This is a genomic window from Kitasatospora sp. NPDC022785 (genome assembly GCF_055561295.1).
This window is the reverse complement of record NZ_JBVHHB010000005.1, coordinates 122166-138837: the sequence shown is the minus strand read 5'-3', so window position 1 is coordinate 138837 and position 16672 is coordinate 122166. Positions and strand designations below refer to the sequence as shown.

Below are 16672 nucleotides of genomic sequence, written 5' to 3'. Positions count from 1 at the left end.
GGGCCGGACGACCGGTGGGGCCCGGCGCCGGACGGGACGCGACGGCCCCGGCGTCGGGGCGCAGTCGGCCCCAGCGTGCAAGACGACCCGGCGGTCACACGTGGGTGTGCCCGGCGCGTACGGCCCGTTCACTCGAAGGTGGGACACGCCACTAGCGCGGAAGCCCTACCCCGGAGCCCCGTGAGCCCACGAGCCCCCGGAGCCCCGTGAGCCCAGGAGCCCCCGGAGTCCCGTGAAGACCCGTTGAGCGCCGTACAGCCCGTACAGCCCTTGGAGCCTTTGGAGCCGCGCAGTCCGCCGCGAGGCGTCGCGCGCTAACCCGCCCGCAGCGCGACCGTCATCGCCTCTACCGCGAGCAGCGGGTCGACGTTGCGGTCCAACGCCTGCCGGCAGGCGAGCACCGCCTCGATCCGGCGCAGCGTGCCCTCCGGCGGACCGGCCTGCGCGACCCGGTCCAGTGCCGACCGCTGGTCCTCGTTGGACAGCGCTCCGGTCGAGCCGAGCTGCAGGGCGAGCACGTCCCGGTAGAAGCTCAGCAGGTCGAGCAGGGCGACGCCGAGCGTCTCCCGGCGGGTGCGGGTGGCACGGCTCTTCTGCCGCTTCTCCAGCTCCTTGACGGCCCCGGCCATGCCGCGCGGCGCCTTGCTGCCCTCGGCCGCGCCGTACGCGGCCTTGAGATCGTCGGTCTCCTTGGCGTCCTGGGTCTCGGCGAGCGCCTCGGCGTCGGCCTTGGCGGTGTCGACCAGCCGCTGGGCGGCGGAAAGGCAGCCGCCGATGTCGGCGACCTCCAGCGGGATCCGCAGCACCTCGGCCCGGCGGGTCCGGACCTCGTCGTCGACGGCCAGCCGGCGGGAGCGCTCGATGTCCCCCTGGCCGGCGAGCGCGGCCAGCCGGGCCGTCCCCGGGTCGACGCCGTCACGGCTCACCAGCATGTCGGCGACGGCCTCGGCGGCGGGCTGGCGCAGCACCAACAGGCGGCAGCGCGAGCGGATGGTCGGCAGGACGTCCTGGACGGAGGGCGCGCAGAGCAGCCAGACGGTGCGCGGCGAGGGCTCCTCCACGCCCTTGAGCAGGGCGTTGGCGGCGGCCTCGGTGAGCCGGTGGGCGGCGTCGACCAGGATCACCGACCAGCGGCCGCCGGTCGGGTAGCTGGAGGCGCGCAGCACCAGGTCACGCATGTCGCCGACGCCGATCGACAGGCCGTCGGTGCGCACGTACTTCACGTCCGCGTGGCTGCCCGCCAGCACGGTGTGGCAGCCGTCGCAGAACCCGCAGCCGGGCGTGCCGCCGAGCGCGAGGTCCGGGCTGGTGCACTGGAGGGCGGCGGCGAACGCGCGGGCGGCGGTGGTCTGGCCGGCCCCGGGCGGCCCGGTGAACAGCCAGGCGTGCGTCATCAGCGAGGCGTTGCCGCCCGGCTCCGGCGCGGCCCCGCGGCCGGCGGCGACCGTCGCCCCGGCCGCCCGGGCGGCGGCGGTCAGCTGCTCGACCACCCGCTCCTGGCCCACCAGGTCGTCCCAGACGGCCACTGCTGCTCCCAAGCTCGGTACGGACTGCCTCGTGCGGACCGCCCCGGTGCTCATGCCCGGCCCGGTCTCCGCTCCCCGCGGTCGAGCATACGTGCCCGGTACGACGGCGGGCGGTGCCGCCGGAGCACCGCCCCGGCCGCACCGCCCGCCGTCTTTCCCGGAGCCCGTCCTGAGCCGTCCGCCCCGGGCCGTCCCGAGTTGTCCCCCCGGGCCGTCCTGACTCTTCCGTCCCGGGCTTCCGAGGTGTCCGTCCTGGACCGTCCTGACTCTTCCGCCCCGGGCCGGGTCAGCCCCGGCGCCGCCAGCGTCGGCCCTTGCCCTTGCCGCCCTGGTCGTCCGGACCGCTCTGGCCGGCTTGACCGCCGCCGTCCACGCCACCGTGACCGGCCGCGTCGCCGCCGTAGGCGAGGCGCGGGTCCTGCGGGCCCTGCTCGGCCGGGCCGGTGTGATCCCAGCGGGCCCACTCGTCACGCGAGCCGAGCAGTGTGTCGGTCAGGCTCGGCAGGTCGTCCATCGGGGTCTCCTCGGCCCAGGACGGCCGCGGACGCGGTTCGGGGGCCTGCTGCGTCTCCTCGACCACCGGCAGCTCCCGGGTGGTGTCGACCGGCCGTTCCGACGCGGCCTGCCCGGCGCGGTCATCCCGGTCGTCCCGCCACAGGCCCGGCGGCACCCGGTCGGCCGGCCCGGCCGGCTCGACCCGCGGCAGTACCTCGGTCCGGTCCGCCGCGGGCACCCGGGGCAGCACGGCCGTCTCGTCCGCCGGAGCGGCGGGAACGACCGGCAGCTTCGCCGTCGCGTCGACCTCGCTCTTACCGGCAGCGTCCGCACCGCCCGCCTCCGCCGCCCGGACCGCCGCCCGGCGGTCCCGCTCGGAGATCTCCTGAGTGGCGTCGTCCGGGTCCTTCACCATCCGCAGCTCGGTGGTCACCGCATCGCCCGGCACCGGACGGTCAGCCCGGTCAGCCCGGTCAGCCCGGTCGGCCGCGCTCTCGGCCGCCGCAGCCGCCGCGGCGAGCGCCGCGGCCTGAGCCAGCCGGGCCTCCTCGGCACGCTGCAGCGCCTCCTCGGCACGCCGCCGCTGCTCCTCGCGCGCCAGCTCCCGCTGCCGCTGGAGCTCCGCCTGGGCGGCCGCCTCGTCGGCGAGCCGCTTGCGCTCGGCCGCCTCTGCGGCGAGCCGGGCCTCCTCGGCGGCGCGCTGCTCGGCCTCCGCCTCGGCACGCCGGCGGGCTTCCTCCTCCGCCTTGCGGCGGGCCTCCTCGGCAGCCTTGCGCGCCGCCTCGGCGGCGAGGCGCTCGGCCTCCTCCTTGGCGAGGCGCTCCTTCTCCGCCTGCTCGGCCCGGAGCTGCTCCAGCAGCTCCTGCCGCTTGCGCTCGGCGGCCTCCGCCTCGGCCTTCTTCTGCGCCTCCTCGGCCGCGCGACGCTCTGCCGCCTCGCGGGCGAGCCGCTCCTGCTCGGCGCGGGCGGCCTTCTCCTGGTCGGAGAGCGGCAGCTCGCGGTCGAGCCGGTGACGGATCGCCGTGGTCACGAAGCCGGGCTGCTGGCTGCCGTCGGCGACCAGGTAGCGCGCGGGGTCGGCGGCCGCCAGGGCGAGGAAGCCGGACCGGACCCGCTGGTGGAACTCGGTCGGCTCGGACTCCAGCCGGTCCAGCGCCTCCGTGAAGCGCTCCCGGGCCCTGGTGGGGTCGACGTCCAGGACGACGGTCAGGTCGGGCACCAGCCCGCCGGTCGCCCAGCGCGAGATCCGGGCCACCTCGGTGGCGGCGAGATCACGGCCGGCGCCCTGGTAGGCGATCGAGGAGTCCATGTACCGGTCGGTGATCACCACCGCGCCGCGGGCCAGCGCCGGGCGGATGACGTTCTCGACGTGCTCGGCGCGGTCGGCGGCGTAGATCAACGCCTCGGCGCGGTGCGACAGGCCGGTGTTGCCGACGTCCAGGACGAGCCCGCGCAGCCGCTGGCCGACCGGGCTGCCGCCGGGCTCGCGGGTGAGCACCACCTCGTGGCCCTTGCCCCGGATCCACTCGGCGAGCGCCTGGGCCTGGGTGGACTTGCCGGCGCCGTCGCCGCCCTCCAGGGCGATGAAGAAGCCGGTGCCGGTGGTGCGGTGCGGGGCCGGCCCGGCCGCGCCGCGGACGGCGTCCACCAGGTCACGGGCGAACGGGGCGGTGCCCCGCCGGTCGTCGGTCCTGAGCAGGACCACGGCGGCGAGCACCAGGGTCAGCAGGCCTGCGGTGGCGACCGCGAGGGCCGCGCCGCCGTGGATGAAGGTGAACGAGCCGGGCTCGACGGTCCCGTACTGGACGTCCCCGTAGGCGGCGGCGATCAGCGGGACGACGACCAGCGCGGCGCCCACGACGACCCGCAGCACCGCGTACAGGTGCTCGTCGACCTTCGGGAGCCGGGCCTCCTCGACCTCCTGGGCGAGCAGGGTGCGGCCGGCCGAGATCACGATGCCGGCGGCCAGGCCGGCCAGCACGGTCAGCAGCAGGACGAGGACGAAGTCCAGCACCAGGCCGGCCAGGATCAGCGCGACGCCCTCGGCCAGCAGGGCGAGCGCGAGCAGCCGGCGACGGGAGAGCGAGGGCAGGGTGACCCGGGTGAGCCGGGCGCCGAGCGCGGGCGCGCCGGCCGCGGCGAGGACCAGCAGGCCGTAGCCGATCGGCCCGGCCCGGTGCTCGGCGGCGGTCAGCAGCGCGAGCGCGGCGACCCCGGCCATCGAGGCGTAGGCCGCGGCGACCGCGAAGGTGAAGTACGGGGCGGAGCCGGTGCGGCCCTTGCTCAGCGCGGGCCCGGGGGTCGCATCGGTCGGGGCGCGCAGGCCCTGCAGCGGGGAGTGCGGGGCGGCGGAGACCGGACCGCCGGGCAGCTCGTGCTGGTAGGTCCGGACGGCCGAGACCGCGAACAGCACGGCCGCACCGAGCGCGGCGAACGTGGTCTGGTGGGCCCGCAGCCAGTCCGAGCCGGCCGCCGCGAAGATGTTGTTGAGCAGCGTGAGCGCGACGAGCGCGGCCGCCGCGAGCGGCACGGTGGCCCAGCCGGTGCGCCGGTCCAGCGTCCGGACGGTGTCCAGGTTGGCGGCGGACGGGCGCTGCTCGGCGGCGGGCGCGAAGGGGTTGGCCGGCGGCAGCAGCGCCGGGGCGGCGGCGGCCTTGGCGATGGCCCAGACCCGCTCGGCGGCACCGGTCACGAAGACGGTGCCGAGCAGCAGGTAGGTCGCGGCGCCGGAGGGCTTGGCGCCGGAGCCCAGCCAGACGATCCACCACGGCGCGACGCCGATCAGCACGGCCCGCAGCAGATCGGCGCCGAGCATCGTCCAGCGCCGGTCGAGCTTCCCGTCGAGCAGCCCGTGCACCGGGCCGAGCAGGGCGGCGCCGACCAGGACGGTGGCGGCCAGCCGGACGGCCATGACGGCGGCGACCGCGAAGGCGAGGCTGCGCGGCAGGTCACCGAACTGCCCGCCGAGCGCGGCGGCGATCACGGTGAGCGCGAGCAGCACCAGCAGGCCGAGCCGGTCGGCCGTGCCGCCGATCAGCTGGGTGGTCCAGAGCCGGCGGTAGGGGCGCAGCCGCAGCAGCGCGCGGGCCCGCTCGCCGGGGGTACCGGCGGGCGCGACCTCGGGCAGCTCGGGCGTGCCGGCTCTGGCGGCCGCGGCGGCGCTGGGGGTGGGCTGCTCCTCGCTCGTCATACGGTCAGCGTAGCGGTCGGCGGTTGCCGCAAAAGGGTGAGCGGCCTTCCGGATCGTTGTCATTGCAGGGTTGTGACGCACCCCGCACAGCTCGTTGACCGCTCCTTCGAAGACGGCGGCCCTCCGCCGAGAGGTCAGCGGGCCCCTCCCCCGGCACCGCCGGCCCCTCCTTCGACGACCGCCGGCCCCGTCCTTCGACGACCGCGGGCCCGCGTCTCCGGAGGGGAGACGCGGGCCCGGTACCGCCGGCGAGAGGTCAGCCCTCGTCGGTGGCGGTGGTCTTGCTCGCGGCCGTCTTCTTCGCCGCCGTCTTCTTGGCGGTCGCCGTCTTGGCCGTGGTCGTCTTCTTGGCGGCGGTCTTGGCCGTGGCGGTCTTCTTCGCCGCGGTCTTGGTCGCCGTCTTCTTGGCCGCGGTGGCCTTCTTCGCCGGGGCCTTCTTCGCCGTCTTCTTCACCGGCCCGCGCGCCCGCTTCTCGGCGAGCAGCTCGTAGCCGCGCTCGGGCGTGATCGTCTCGACCTCGTCGTCCTTGCGGAGCGTGGCGTTGGTCTCGCCGTCGGTGACGTACGGTCCGAACCGGCCGTCCTTCACCACCACCGGACGCTCGCTGACCGGGTCGGTGCCCAGCTCCTTGAGCGGCGGCGCGGCGGCGGCCCGGCCGCGCTGCTTCGGCTGCGCGTAGATGGCCAGGGCCTCCTCCAGGGTGACCGTGAACATCTGCTCCTCGCTGGTGAGCGAGCGCGAGTCGGTGCCCTTCTTGAGGTACGGGCCGTAGCGGCCGTTCTGCGCGGTGATCTCCACGCCCTCCGGGTCCGTCCCGACCACGCGCGGCAGCGACAGCAGCTTCAGCGCGTCGTCCAGGGTGACGGTGTCCAGCGCCATCGACTTCAGCAACGACGCGGTTCGCGGCTTGACGGCGTTCTTGCCGGTCTTCGGCGTGCCCTCGGGCAGGATCTCGGTGACGTACGGGCCGTACCGGCCGTCCTTGGCGACCAGCAGGTTGCCGCTGACCGGGTCCTGGCCGAGCTCGAAGTCACCGCTGGGCTTGGCCAGCAGCTCCTCGGCCAGCTCGACGGTGAGCTCGTCCGGCGGCAGCTCGTCGGGGATGTCGGCGCGCTGGCCGGGCTCGCCCTCGACGGCGGAGGCGCGCTCGACGTACGGGCCGTACCGGCCGACCCGCAGGGTGATGTCGTCGCTGATCCGGAACGAGCTGATCTCCCGGGCGTCGATCGCGCCGAGGTCGGTGACCAGCTCCTTCAGGCCGCCCAGGTGGTCGCCGTCGCCGTTGCCGGCCTCGGCCGCACCGCCGGCCGCGTGGCCCTCGCCCTCACCGAAGTAGAAGCGCTTCAGCCACGGCACGGACTTCGCCTCGCCGGCCGCGATCCTGTCGAGGTCGTCCTCCATCTTCGCGGTGAAGTCGTAGTCGACCAGCCGGCCGAAGTGCTTCTCCAGCAGGTTGACCACGGCGAAGGAGAGGAACGACGGCACCAGCGCCGTCCCCTTCTTGAAGACGTAGCGGCGGCCGATGATGGTGTCGATGATCGAGGCGTACGTGGAGGGGCGGCCGATCTCCCGGTCCTCCAGCTCCTTGACCAGCGAGGCCTCGGTGTAGCGGGCCGGCGGCTTGGTGGCGTGGCCCTCGGGGGTGAGCTGGTCGGCGGCCAGCGGGTCGCCCTCGGCGACCTGCGGCAGCCGGCGCTCACGGTCGTCCAGCTCGGCGTTCGGGTCGTCGGCGCCCTCGACGTAGGCCTTGAGGAAGCCGTGGAAGGTGATGATCTTGCCGGAGGCCGAGAACTCGGCGTCCCGGCCGTCAGCCGCGCGGCCGCCGACCTTGACGGTGACCGACTGGCCGACGGCGTCCTTCATCTGGGAGGCGACGGTACGCATCCAGATCAGCTCGTACAGCCGGAAGTCGTCGCCGCTCAGGCCGGTCTCGGCGGGGGTGCGGAAGCGGTCGCCGGACGGGCGGACGGCCTCGTGCGCCTCCTGCGCGTTCTTGACTTTGCTGGCGTAGGTGCGCGGCGCGTCCGGCAGGTAGTCGGCCCCGTAGAGCTGGGTGACCTGCGCGCGGGCGGCGGCGATCGCGGTGTCCGAGAGCGTCGTCGAGTCGGTACGCATATAGGTGATGAAGCCGTTCTCGTACAGCTTCTGGGCCACCTGCATGGTCCGCTTGGCGCCGAAGCCCAGCTTGCGGCTGGCCTCCTGCTGGAGCGTGGTGGTGCGGAACGGCGCGTACGGCGAGCGGCGGTAGGGCTTGGACTCGACGCTGCGGACGCTGAACGCGGTCTGTTCCAGGGCGGCGGCCAGCGCGCGGGCGGCCTGCTCGTCCAGGTGCAGGGTGTTGGTGCTGCCGGCCTTCAGGCGGCCGTCCGAACCGAAGTCACGGCCGCTGGCGATCCGCTTGCCGTCCACGGCGGACAGTCGCGCGCCGAAGGTCTCCGGGTTTGCGGCGTCGGCCGGGGTGCGGCCGGTGCCGAAGGTGCCGACCAGGTCCCAGTAAGAGGCGCTGCGGAACGCCATCCGCTCGCGCTCGCGCTCGACCACCAGCCGGGTCGCGACGGACTGCACACGGCCCGCCGACAGCTTCGGCATGACCTTCTTCCACAGCACCGGCGAGACCTCGAAGCCGTAGAGGCGGTCGAGGATGCGGCGGGTCTCCTGGGCGTCGACCAGGCGCTGGTTCAGCTCGCGCGGGTTGGCCACGGCCTCCTGGATCGCCGACTTGGTGATCTCGTGGAACACCATCCGGTGCACCGGCACCTTGGGCTTGAGCACCTGCTGGAGGTGCCACGCGATGGCCTCGCCCTCGCGGTCCTCATCGGTGGCGAGGAAGAGCTCGTCGGACTCCGCGAGGAGCGACTTCAACTTGCTGACCTGGGACTTCTTGTCCGCGTTGACCACGTAGATGGGGGCGAAGTCGTGGTCGACGTCCACGCCGAGGCGGCGCACCTCGCCGGTGTACTTGTCCGGGACCTCGGCCGCCGTGCTGGGCAGGTCGCGGATGTGCCCGACGCTCGCCTCGACGATGTAGCCGGGGCCAAGGTAGCCCTTGATCGTCTTCGCCTTGGCCGGCGACTCGACAATGACGAGTCGCTGTCCGTGCGCGGTCTCGCTGCTCGGGGACACCTTCGCTCTTCTCTCCCGGTCGTTATGTGAGCTGGTCGGCGCTGGCAGCACGGGCTGCGCTCCGCCCGACCCCTCCACCGTCCCGGGGCTGCCGCTGAACGACGACCCCACCAGCGGAGTGTGACCGTACCCCGGCCACCCTTGTCAAACGGACGGATCCCGCTTTTTCACCGGCAAGGCCGACCGACGCCACTCGAACGGTAACCCGATGATGGAGGATCGCGCCCCGTGGAGGGGGGCTTCGGCGGGTTTCGAAGGATGGAATGACGGATTTCAAAATCTGTCAACGGAAAATCGACGCCCGGCGACGGGGCTGGTGACAGGGGGGCGCCGGGGCGGTCCGGGGGTGGTTCGGGGGTGGTCCGGGGGTGGTTCGGGGGTGGTCCGGGGGCAGCGCTCCGGTTCGGTCCGGTTCGGTCCGGCAGCGGGCCGGGTGGCCGGACCGGGTTCGGGTGGCCGGATTCGGACGCTGTGGCCGGTTCGGGACACCGGCCTCCACGACCGGTCCGCAGCTCCGTCAGTGGGCTGCGGCGGCCGCGGTCAGCAGGGTGGTGCCGGCGGCCAGACAACCTGCGCCCAGTGCCGTCCACAGCAGATCCGAGACCACGACCCGGCCGGTCTCCGCCGCTGCCAGCACCACCCGGGCCGGCCGGCGCGCGTCGTAGGAAATACGGACGGAGGTGCCGGGCGAGAAGCGCGGTGGGCGGCGCAACGGGGTGTGGCCGCGCGGCCGGGTGAGCACCACCTCGGCCCTGCGGGCCGCGCCGGGGCCGTCGATCGCGGCCGGCGCGGAGAAGGTGAGCAACGGCGCGCTGTCGAGTTCGCCGTGGGTGTCCGTCTCGGCAACCACGGTGGCCACCGCTGGTACGCCCCGGCGGCGCACGACGTGGCGAAGGCGTACTTCGGCGGCGCACCAGAGCAGCAGCGCGCCGCCGAACAGCGCGAGCACCGCGCCGCCCACCGTCGCCGTCGTCGTCTCCACCCCTCGACCCCCAGCTCTGTCCACAGCCTGTGGACAGAGCCTCACAGCCGGGGGCCAACGGGGGAGAGCTGTTCGGCGACCGGCAGGCGAACCAGGGGGTACGGAGGGATGAACCGGGCCGCCGGCAGCACTCGGGCCGGCCCGGCCGGCGGGGTCACCGGGCCTGACTGTCGAGGGTCGCCGGGCCCTGGCTGCCGGGGTCCGGGCCCTGGCTGCCGGGGGTCGCCGGGCTCTGGCTGCCGGGTGCTCAGCCGGCCGGCTGGATGAACCCCTGCTCGGTGAGCAGCCGCAGCGACTCCGGCACCCGGTCCCGCAGCACCACCCGGTCCTCGCCGAGTAGTTGCGCGATGGCGTCCACGATCTCGCCCGCCGAGAGCGTCCCGTCGCAGACCCCGGCGAACCCGGCACCCACCGTGTCCACCTTGGTGGCCCGGCGCATGCCCCGGTTGTGCCGGAGGATCACGTGCTCAGGGTCCTCCGCCCCGGGCGCGCCGACCTGCTCCTGCACCACCTCGTCGGCCAGCACGTACCGGGCCGCGAGCAGCCCGGCGTCGTCGTGCGTCCGCAGGAAGTCCTGCCGGGCGAACCACTCCTCGATGTGTGGGCCGAGCGGCTGCTCGACCGGGTGCGGCCACTCCTCCACCCGGACGGTCGGCCGCTCGGCGCCGCCCGCCCGCAGCGTGATCCAGCCGAAGCCGATGCCCTCGACCCGGCCCGCCTCGAACGCGTCCAGCCACTCCCCGTAGCGGGCCTGGTAGTCGCCGCCGGGGCCTCGGTGGTCCCCGCCGTCGCGCAGCCACAACTCGGCGTACTGGGCGACGTCCTGGACCTCCCGCTGGACGATCCAGGCGTCCAGGCCGGTGCCGGCCACCCAGCCGGCCAGCCGCTCGTGCCAGTCCTCGCCCTTGACGTGCTGCCAGTTGGCGAGCAACTGGCAGTAGCCGCCGGGCTCCAGGTGAGAGGCGGCGGAGCGGACCAGGCTGCGACAGAGGTCGTCACCGGCCATCCCACCGTCGCGGTAGGTGAACCGGCCCGAGGGCGAGATCACGAACGGCGGGTTGGAGACGATCAGGTCGAACCTGCGCTCACCGACCGGCTCGAAGAGGCTGCCGGCCGCGGTGTCGGTGTTCTCGAAGCCGGAGAGCGCGAGGGTCAGTTCGGTGAACCGGAGTGCGCGCGCGTTGAGGTCGGTGGCGGTGACGCGCTGGGCGTGGCGGGCGGCGTGCAGCGCCTGAACACCGGAGCCCGAACCGAGGTCCAGGGCGGCGCGGACGGGCCTGCGCACGGTGATGTTGGCCAGCGTGGTGGACGCGCCGCCCACCCCGAGCACCAGGTCCTTGCGGGCCACGCCGTGGGCGGTCTCGCCGGAGCCGATCCCGCCCGCGCCGCCGACCGCGCAGCCCAGGTCGGAGACCACCCAGGCGTCCGAACTCGGCAGCCCGGATACCTCGTTGGCATACGGGCGGACGTCCACGGTGGCCCGCACCAGATCGCCGTCCGGGCGCAGCCAGCCGTCGGCCAGGCAGTCCTCGACCGGCAGTGCGGCGGCGGCCGCCCGGTACGGCACGGGCTGCTGGAGCAGAAACAGCCGTACGAGCGTCTCCAGCGGGCTGCCCCCGCGGGTCGCGCGCAGTGCCGGCACCGCCTCGCTGCGGGCCAGCGCCGCGTACCCGGTGGGCCCGAGCAGGTCGAGGCAGCCGTCGGCGGTGAACGAGGCGGCGAGCAGCGCCTCGCGCAGCTTGGCGAGGCGGGTCGGGTCGAGAACGGGGCTACTGATCACCCCGCCATTGTCCCCCGGGCCGCGGGGCACGCCCGCCCGCTCGGGCGCCCGACGCGGGCCCGGTCCGCCGTGAGCACCGGTCCCCTGGGGTCCCCGGGTCCCCGGGTCCCCAGGGTCCGCCGTGGGCACCGGTCCGCTGCGGGCGCCGCGCCCGGCATGGCGCCGACAGCGGAAGCGCCCCCGCCGGCCGAGGGCCGACAGGGGCGTGGTGGTCCGGAGCGTGGCGCGCAGCGCCCGCGTCAGCTCGCCGAGGGCGCCGGGGTGGACGGGCTGGACGGGGTGGCTGAGGCGGACGGGGCCGGCGTGCCACCGGCGTCCGTGGGCGTTGCACCGGCCGCCGGGCTCGCCGGGTCCGTCGAGCCCGGCGCGGGCGTACCGGTCGCGTCGCCGGCCGCCGGGGCGCCGCCCGCGCCTGCCGAGCCGCTCGCCCCGGCGGTCGGCGCCGCGGCGGCCGCGCCCGGCTTGCAGCCCTGCTGCTTGGCCATCGCGGCACCGAGCTCGCCGCGCTGGAGCTTGGCCTGTGCCTGGGTGGAGAGCGAGGCCAGCTGCTGCACCTGGTCGGCGACGCTGCGCAGCCCGTCCGCGAACTTCGCCTGGTCGGTGTTGGACAGCCCGTCCAGCTTCTTCTGGACGTCCAGGTAGCCGTCGGCCGCCTTGTTCAGCTCGGTGACGGTGTCCTTCTGCAGGGTCGCGCCGTCGTCCACCTTGGGCGCCCCGGCCGAGTCGATGGCCGCGGCGATGTCCTGGTTGGTCTTGGCCAGCCGCCCGATGTCCGCGGAGAGGCGCTTCTGCAGGTCGGCCGGGGCCTCGCCGGTCTTCACCTGCCCGGTGTCCGAGAGCGCGGTCTGCGCCTGGGCGATCGGGTCCTTGGCCGCGCCGCAGACGCTGGTCGCCCAGGACTCCAGCTGCTTGCTGTTGTCGTCGCCGCAGCCGACGGCGCCGAACGCAAGCAGCGCGCCGAGCGCGGGTACGGCCAGCAGTCGCTTGTTCACCGGGAGAAGCCTTTCGGTTTCGGTCGTCTTCGGTCGTCGAACTGCGAACCTACACGGCCGCCGACCCGCCCCCGGTTCCCGTCCCGCCCCCGCACCGGCCCCGGCCCGGACCCGGGTTGCCTCCGGGCCGCGCCCCACCGCGGTACAGGCCGGTACGGACCCCGGAGGGCCCGGGAGGGGCCCGGGGCGCCGCCCCCGTGCGGAACCGGTGCAGAGCCGGTGCAGCGCCGGTGCAGAGCCGGTGCGGAGCGGGTCCAAGGAACCCGTGCGGGCCCGGTTCGAGCACGCTTCAGGCCCGACTGACGGGCGCATCAGGCCCGGTTCAAGCGCGCGTCAGGCCCGCTCGACCCGGATCGGATCGCCCGGCCGGACGGTACGCAACACCTGGGCGTCGCCGTCCAGCTCGCCGAGGATGTTGCACGGGCTGGCCAGCCGGCACTCCCCGTCCCGCGAGATCGGCGTCGGACCGTACGGGAGCGCGAGGCTGTCGCCGTCCGTCCAGAACGCCACCGTGCCGGGCTCGACGACCTGCCGGGCGTCGTGCTCCCGCGGCACGCTGACCGGGGTGTCGAAATAGACCTCCTCACCCCAGGTGTTCGCCGACGAACTGATCGGCAATGCGGCCCAGAGCAGCTCGGAGGTGGGCGTGGCCGCCAGCATGGCGGTCGCCTGACCGGCCGGCCACAGAATGCGTATCCGCATGGGTTCCCTCTTCTACGACAGGTCCGATCACCGATCGGACCCGGTCGTGCCGAGAGCAGCGAACCGCCAGGCTCAACAGTTTGTCAAAGCACGCCCGGGAATTGGACCATCCGGGACCTCGGGAGCAGGGAAACGAGCGGCCTCAGGGGCCGGGGAGACGATCGAACTCAGACCCGGGAAACCGGAGGCCCGGGGTCAGACCGCCACGGCGTCGACCGAGACCGGCCAGCTCATCCGGATCAGGCCACCGCCGGAGCCGCTGGTGACCTCCAGGTCCTCGACCAGTCCGGTGATGACCGCGAGGCCCAGGGTGTCCTCGTCCGGATCGGCCCCTGCGGCCGCGCCCGGAGCCGGGACGCTGTCGGGGCCTGCCTCGTCCTCGACCTCGATGAGGAAACGCTTCTCCTGGTCCGTGAGCGCCACCCGGACCGCACCGGTAACGCCACCGCGCTGGTGCAGACCGACGGCACGGGAGCACGCCTCACCCACGGCGAGCCGCACCTCGTCGAGCACCGACTCGTCGACCCCCGCTCGTCTCGCGACTGCCGCGGCGACCAGCCGGGCCGTACGCACATGCTCGGGAAGCGCACTGAATCGAAGTTCGACGGTTGCCATCTTCTCCCCCTCGGGGTGTCCGACCGGGGCCGGGCATGCGGCCCCGCGGGCCGGTCTCACCGGCCCTGAGGCGGCCGGGGCGGCCGGGGCCACGAGGGCCCCGGCGCACCCGGACGCATGGATCGGGCGGACCGGCACAGAGGCCGGCCCGGCCGCGTCAGTCGGTCGAGTTGACCGCGTCGTCCACCGAGGTGTGGATCGGGAAGACCTTGGTCAGGCCGGTGATGCGGAAGATCTTCAGGATGCGCTCCTGGTTGCACACCAGGCGCAGCGAGCCCTCGTGGGCCCGCACTCGCTTCAGACCGCCCACCAGCACGCCCAGACCGGTCGAGTCGAGGAAGTCCACGCCCTCCATGTCGACGACGAGGTGGTAGTTGCCGTCGTTGACGAGCTCGACCAACTGCTCACGCAGCTTCGGGGCGGTGTACACATCGATCTCGCCGCCAACCTCGACGACCGTGCGATCGCCGACTGTACGGGTCGACAGGGACAGGTCCACGGAACCTCCAGCACCTTGCCTTGCTACGTCATTGCGATCTTCGGCCGGACGGCCGCCACCGCATGGTCGCGAGCCCCGGGCACGCCCAGCCAACGCGTGGCAAGCCTCAGCGCTGCGACCCCCGGCCGTACGGCCGTCACGGCCACATTCAACCACCTGCGACCATGCCCGCACGATGGCTTACAACGATTCTCCGTCACGCCGGTGACACACTGGGTCCTCATGCCGCCCCGTCACAGCCTGCCCGAGGCACTGCTCACGACCCTGTCCACCACCCGGGGGCGGTCGGACCGGCTCACCCATACGGAGCACCTTCCCGCCCGAACCGCCCGTTATTCGCCATGGCCCGACTCGATCCGGCCCGAGATCGTGACCGCCGCCCGGGAGCTCGGCGCGGATCAGCCCTGGGCCCATCAGGCAGAAGCGATGAATCTGGCCAAAAGCGGCCATTCTGTGGTGATCGCCACAGGCACCGCCTCGGGCAAGTCGCTCGGCTATCTGGCCCCGGTGCTCAGCGACCTGCTGGACGGCACCGAGGCCCGCAACGGCCGCGGCGCCACCGCGCTGTACCTGGCCCCGACCAAGGCGCTCGCCGCCGACCAGCGCCGCCGGGCCGCCGAACTCGCCCCGCCCCGGGTCCGGGCCGCCCTCTACGACGGCGACACCCCGCCCGAGGAGCGCGAGTGGGTCCGCCAGTACGCCTCCTACGTGCTCACCAACCCGGACATGCTGCACCGCGGCATCTTGCCCGCCCATGCCCGCTGGTCCTCCTTCCTCAAAACGCTGCGCTACGTGGTGGTGGACGAGTGCCACAGCTACCGGGGCGTCTTCGGCTCGCACGTCGCCCAGGTGCTGCGGCGGCTGCGCCGGATCTGCGCCCGGTACGGCTCCTCGCCCACGTTCCTGCTCGCCTCGGCCACCACCGCCGACCCGGCCGCCACCGCCCACCGGCTCACCGGGGTACCGGCCGAGGCGGTCACCGAGGACGCCTCGCCGCGCGGCCCGATGCTCTTCGGCCTCTGGGAGCCGCCGCTCACGGAGAACGTCGGCGAGCACGGCGCACCCGTCCGCCGGACGGCCACCGCCGAGGCCGCCCACCTGCTGACCGACCTGGTCGAGCGGCAGACCCGCACCGTCGTCTTCGTCCGCTCCCGCCGCGCCGCCGAACTCGTCGCGCTGCAGGCCCAGGACCAGCTCGGCCGACCGCTCGCCGACCGGGTGGCCGCCTACCGCGGCGGCTACCTCGCCGACGAACGCCGGGCCCTCGAACGCGACCTGCACACCGGCCGGCTCCTCGGCCTCGCCTCCACCTCCGCTCTCGAACTCGGCGTCGACATCTCCGGCCTCGACGCCGTCCTGATGGCCGGCTACCCCGGCACCCGGGCCTCGCTCTGGCAGCAGGCCGGCCGGGCCGGGCGCGAGGCCCAGGGCGCGCTCGCCATCCTGATCGCCCGCGACGACCCGCTGGACACCTACCTGGTGCACCACCCCGAGGCCCTCTTCGCCACACCCGTCGAAGCCACCGTGCTCGACCCCGACAACCCGCACGTGCTCGCCCCGCACCTGTGCGCGGCCGCCGCCGAACTGCCGCTCACCGATGCCGACCTGGAGCTGTTCGGCCCCTCCGCCGGCCCGCTGCTACCCGTCCTGGAACGCCGCGGACTGCTCCGCCGCCGTGGCGAGGCCTGGTACTGGACCCGCCGCGAACGGGCCGCCGACGCGGTCGACCTGCGCGGCAGCGGCGGCAGCCCGGTGCAGATCGTCGAGGCCCCGACCGGGCGGCTGCTCGGCACGGTGGACGCCTCCGCCGCCCACACCACCGTCCACACCGGAGCCGTCCACCTCCACCAGGGGCGCAGCTACCTCGTCCGGGAACTCGACCTGGAGACGTCCGTCGCGCTGGTCGAGCCGGCCGACCCGCCGTACACGACGGCCGCCCGGGACATCACCTCCATCTCCGTGCTCTCCACCGACACCACCGTCGACTGGGGCGAAGGCCGGCTCAGCTTCGGCTCGGTGGAGGTGGTCAACCAGGTGGTCGGCTACCTCCGCAAGCGGATCTCCACCGGGGAGATCATGGGCGAGACCAAGCTCGACCTGCCGCCCCGCACCCTGCGCACCCGCGCGGTCTGGTGGTCCGTCACCGAGGACCAGCTGCTCGACGCGGACATCCCGCCCGACCAGTTGCCCGGAGCCGCCCACGCCGCCGAGCACGCCTCCATCGGGCTGCTGCCGCTGTTCGCCACCTGTGACCGCTGGGACATCGGGGGCGTCTCGGTGCCTCTGCACCCCGACACCGAGCTGCCCACCGTGTTCGTCTACGACGGCCACCCCGGTGGGGCCGGGTTCGCCGAACGCGGGTTCCAGCGGGCCGTCCAGTGGCTGACGGCCACCCGGGAGGCGATCGCCGCCTGCGAGTGCGAGCGCGGGTGCCCCTCGTGCGTGCAGTCGCCCAAATGCGGCAACGGCAACGACCCGTTGGACAAGGCTGCCGCCGTCCGACTCCTGGACATCCTGCTCGCCGGCGCCCCGACGGCGCCGAGCGAAGCCGGGGCCGCGACCCGGCCGGCCCGGGAATCGGCCCAGGAGGCGGCGGAGGAGGCTCAGGAGGCGGCCTGGGAGGCGGCTCGGGAGGTGGCAGACGAGGCGGCGGAAGCCGACGCCTCCTCTGCCGGCGCCCCGACGGCGCCGAGCGAAGCCGGGGCCGCGACCCGGCCGGCCCGGGAATCGGCCCAGGAGGCGGCGGAGGAGGCTCAGGAGGCGGCCT

Annotated in this window: 10 protein-coding genes; 1 reads left to right on the top strand and 9 read right to left on the bottom strand. The window is 74.4% G+C overall.

Annotation, left to right across the window (positions count from 1 at the left end):
* Positions 1-314: 314 nt before the first annotated feature.
* From ACZ3YO_RS10710 to bldG, 9 genes are all read right to left on the bottom strand, one after another.
* Positions 315-1526 carry a DNA polymerase III subunit delta' gene (locus ACZ3YO_RS10710; protein ID WP_465547715.1) on the bottom strand — a complete coding sequence of 404 codons (1212 nt, stop codon included), beginning with the start codon at positions 1524-1526 and terminating at the stop codon, positions 315-317.
* A 286-nt stretch (positions 1527-1812) separates the two neighbouring features.
* On the bottom strand, positions 1813-5211 hold the full coding sequence (tmk, locus tag ACZ3YO_RS10705; protein ID WP_465567551.1) for a dTMP kinase: 3399 nt from the start codon (positions 5209-5211) through the stop codon (positions 1813-1815).
* 256 nt (positions 5212-5467) lie between these two features.
* Entirely contained in the window at positions 5468-8335 is a 2868-nt protein-coding gene (topA, locus tag ACZ3YO_RS10700; RefSeq protein ID WP_465567548.1) for a type I DNA topoisomerase, read from the bottom strand.
* A 517-nt stretch (positions 8336-8852) separates the two neighbouring features.
* Entirely contained in the window at positions 8853-9317 is a 465-nt protein-coding gene (locus tag ACZ3YO_RS10695; protein ID WP_465567545.1) for a hypothetical protein, read from the bottom strand.
* Positions 9318-9564: 247 nt separating this feature from the next.
* A complete protein-coding gene (locus ACZ3YO_RS10690; protein WP_465567542.1) occupies positions 9565-11097 on the bottom strand; it encodes a DUF7059 domain-containing protein in 1533 nt (510 codons plus the stop codon).
* Between the two features lie 239 nt (positions 11098-11336).
* On the bottom strand, positions 11337-12089 hold the full coding sequence (locus ACZ3YO_RS10685) for a small secreted protein (RefSeq protein ID WP_465567539.1): 753 nt from the start codon (positions 12087-12089) through the stop codon (positions 11337-11339).
* Between the two features lie 333 nt (positions 12090-12422).
* Positions 12423-12791: a cyclophilin-like fold protein gene (locus ACZ3YO_RS10680; protein WP_465567536.1), complete on the bottom strand. Its 369-nt coding sequence runs from the start codon at positions 12789-12791 to the stop codon at positions 12423-12425.
* Positions 12792-12986: 195 nt separating this feature from the next.
* Positions 12987-13406, bottom strand: a complete 420-nt coding sequence (locus ACZ3YO_RS10675; protein WP_465567533.1) for an ATP-binding protein — start codon at positions 13404-13406, stop codon at positions 12987-12989.
* A 157-nt stretch (positions 13407-13563) separates the two neighbouring features.
* Positions 13564-13905: an anti-sigma factor antagonist BldG gene (gene bldG / locus ACZ3YO_RS10670; RefSeq protein WP_148644090.1), complete on the bottom strand. Its 342-nt coding sequence runs from the start codon at positions 13903-13905 to the stop codon at positions 13564-13566.
* A 222-nt stretch (positions 13906-14127) separates the two neighbouring features.
* Here bldG and ACZ3YO_RS10665 point away from each other — a divergent pair.
* Positions 14128-16672, top strand: a 2545-nt coding sequence (locus tag ACZ3YO_RS10665; RefSeq protein ID WP_465567530.1) for a DEAD/DEAH box helicase, incomplete at its 3' end; no start/stop codon positions are given.

Bases quoted from the DNA above. Each gene is read 5' to 3' on its own strand.
- tmk (WP_465567551.1), bottom strand. From the start codon at position 5,211: ATGACGAGCGAGGAGCAGCCCACCCCCAGCGCCGCCGCGGCCGCCAGA.
- ACZ3YO_RS10675 (WP_465567533.1), bottom strand. From the start codon at position 13,406: ATGGCAACCGTCGAACTTCGATTCAGTGCGCTTCCCGAGCATGTGCGT.
- ACZ3YO_RS10680 (WP_465567536.1), bottom strand. From the start codon at position 12,791: ATGCGGATACGCATTCTGTGGCCGGCCGGTCAGGCGACCGCCATGCTG.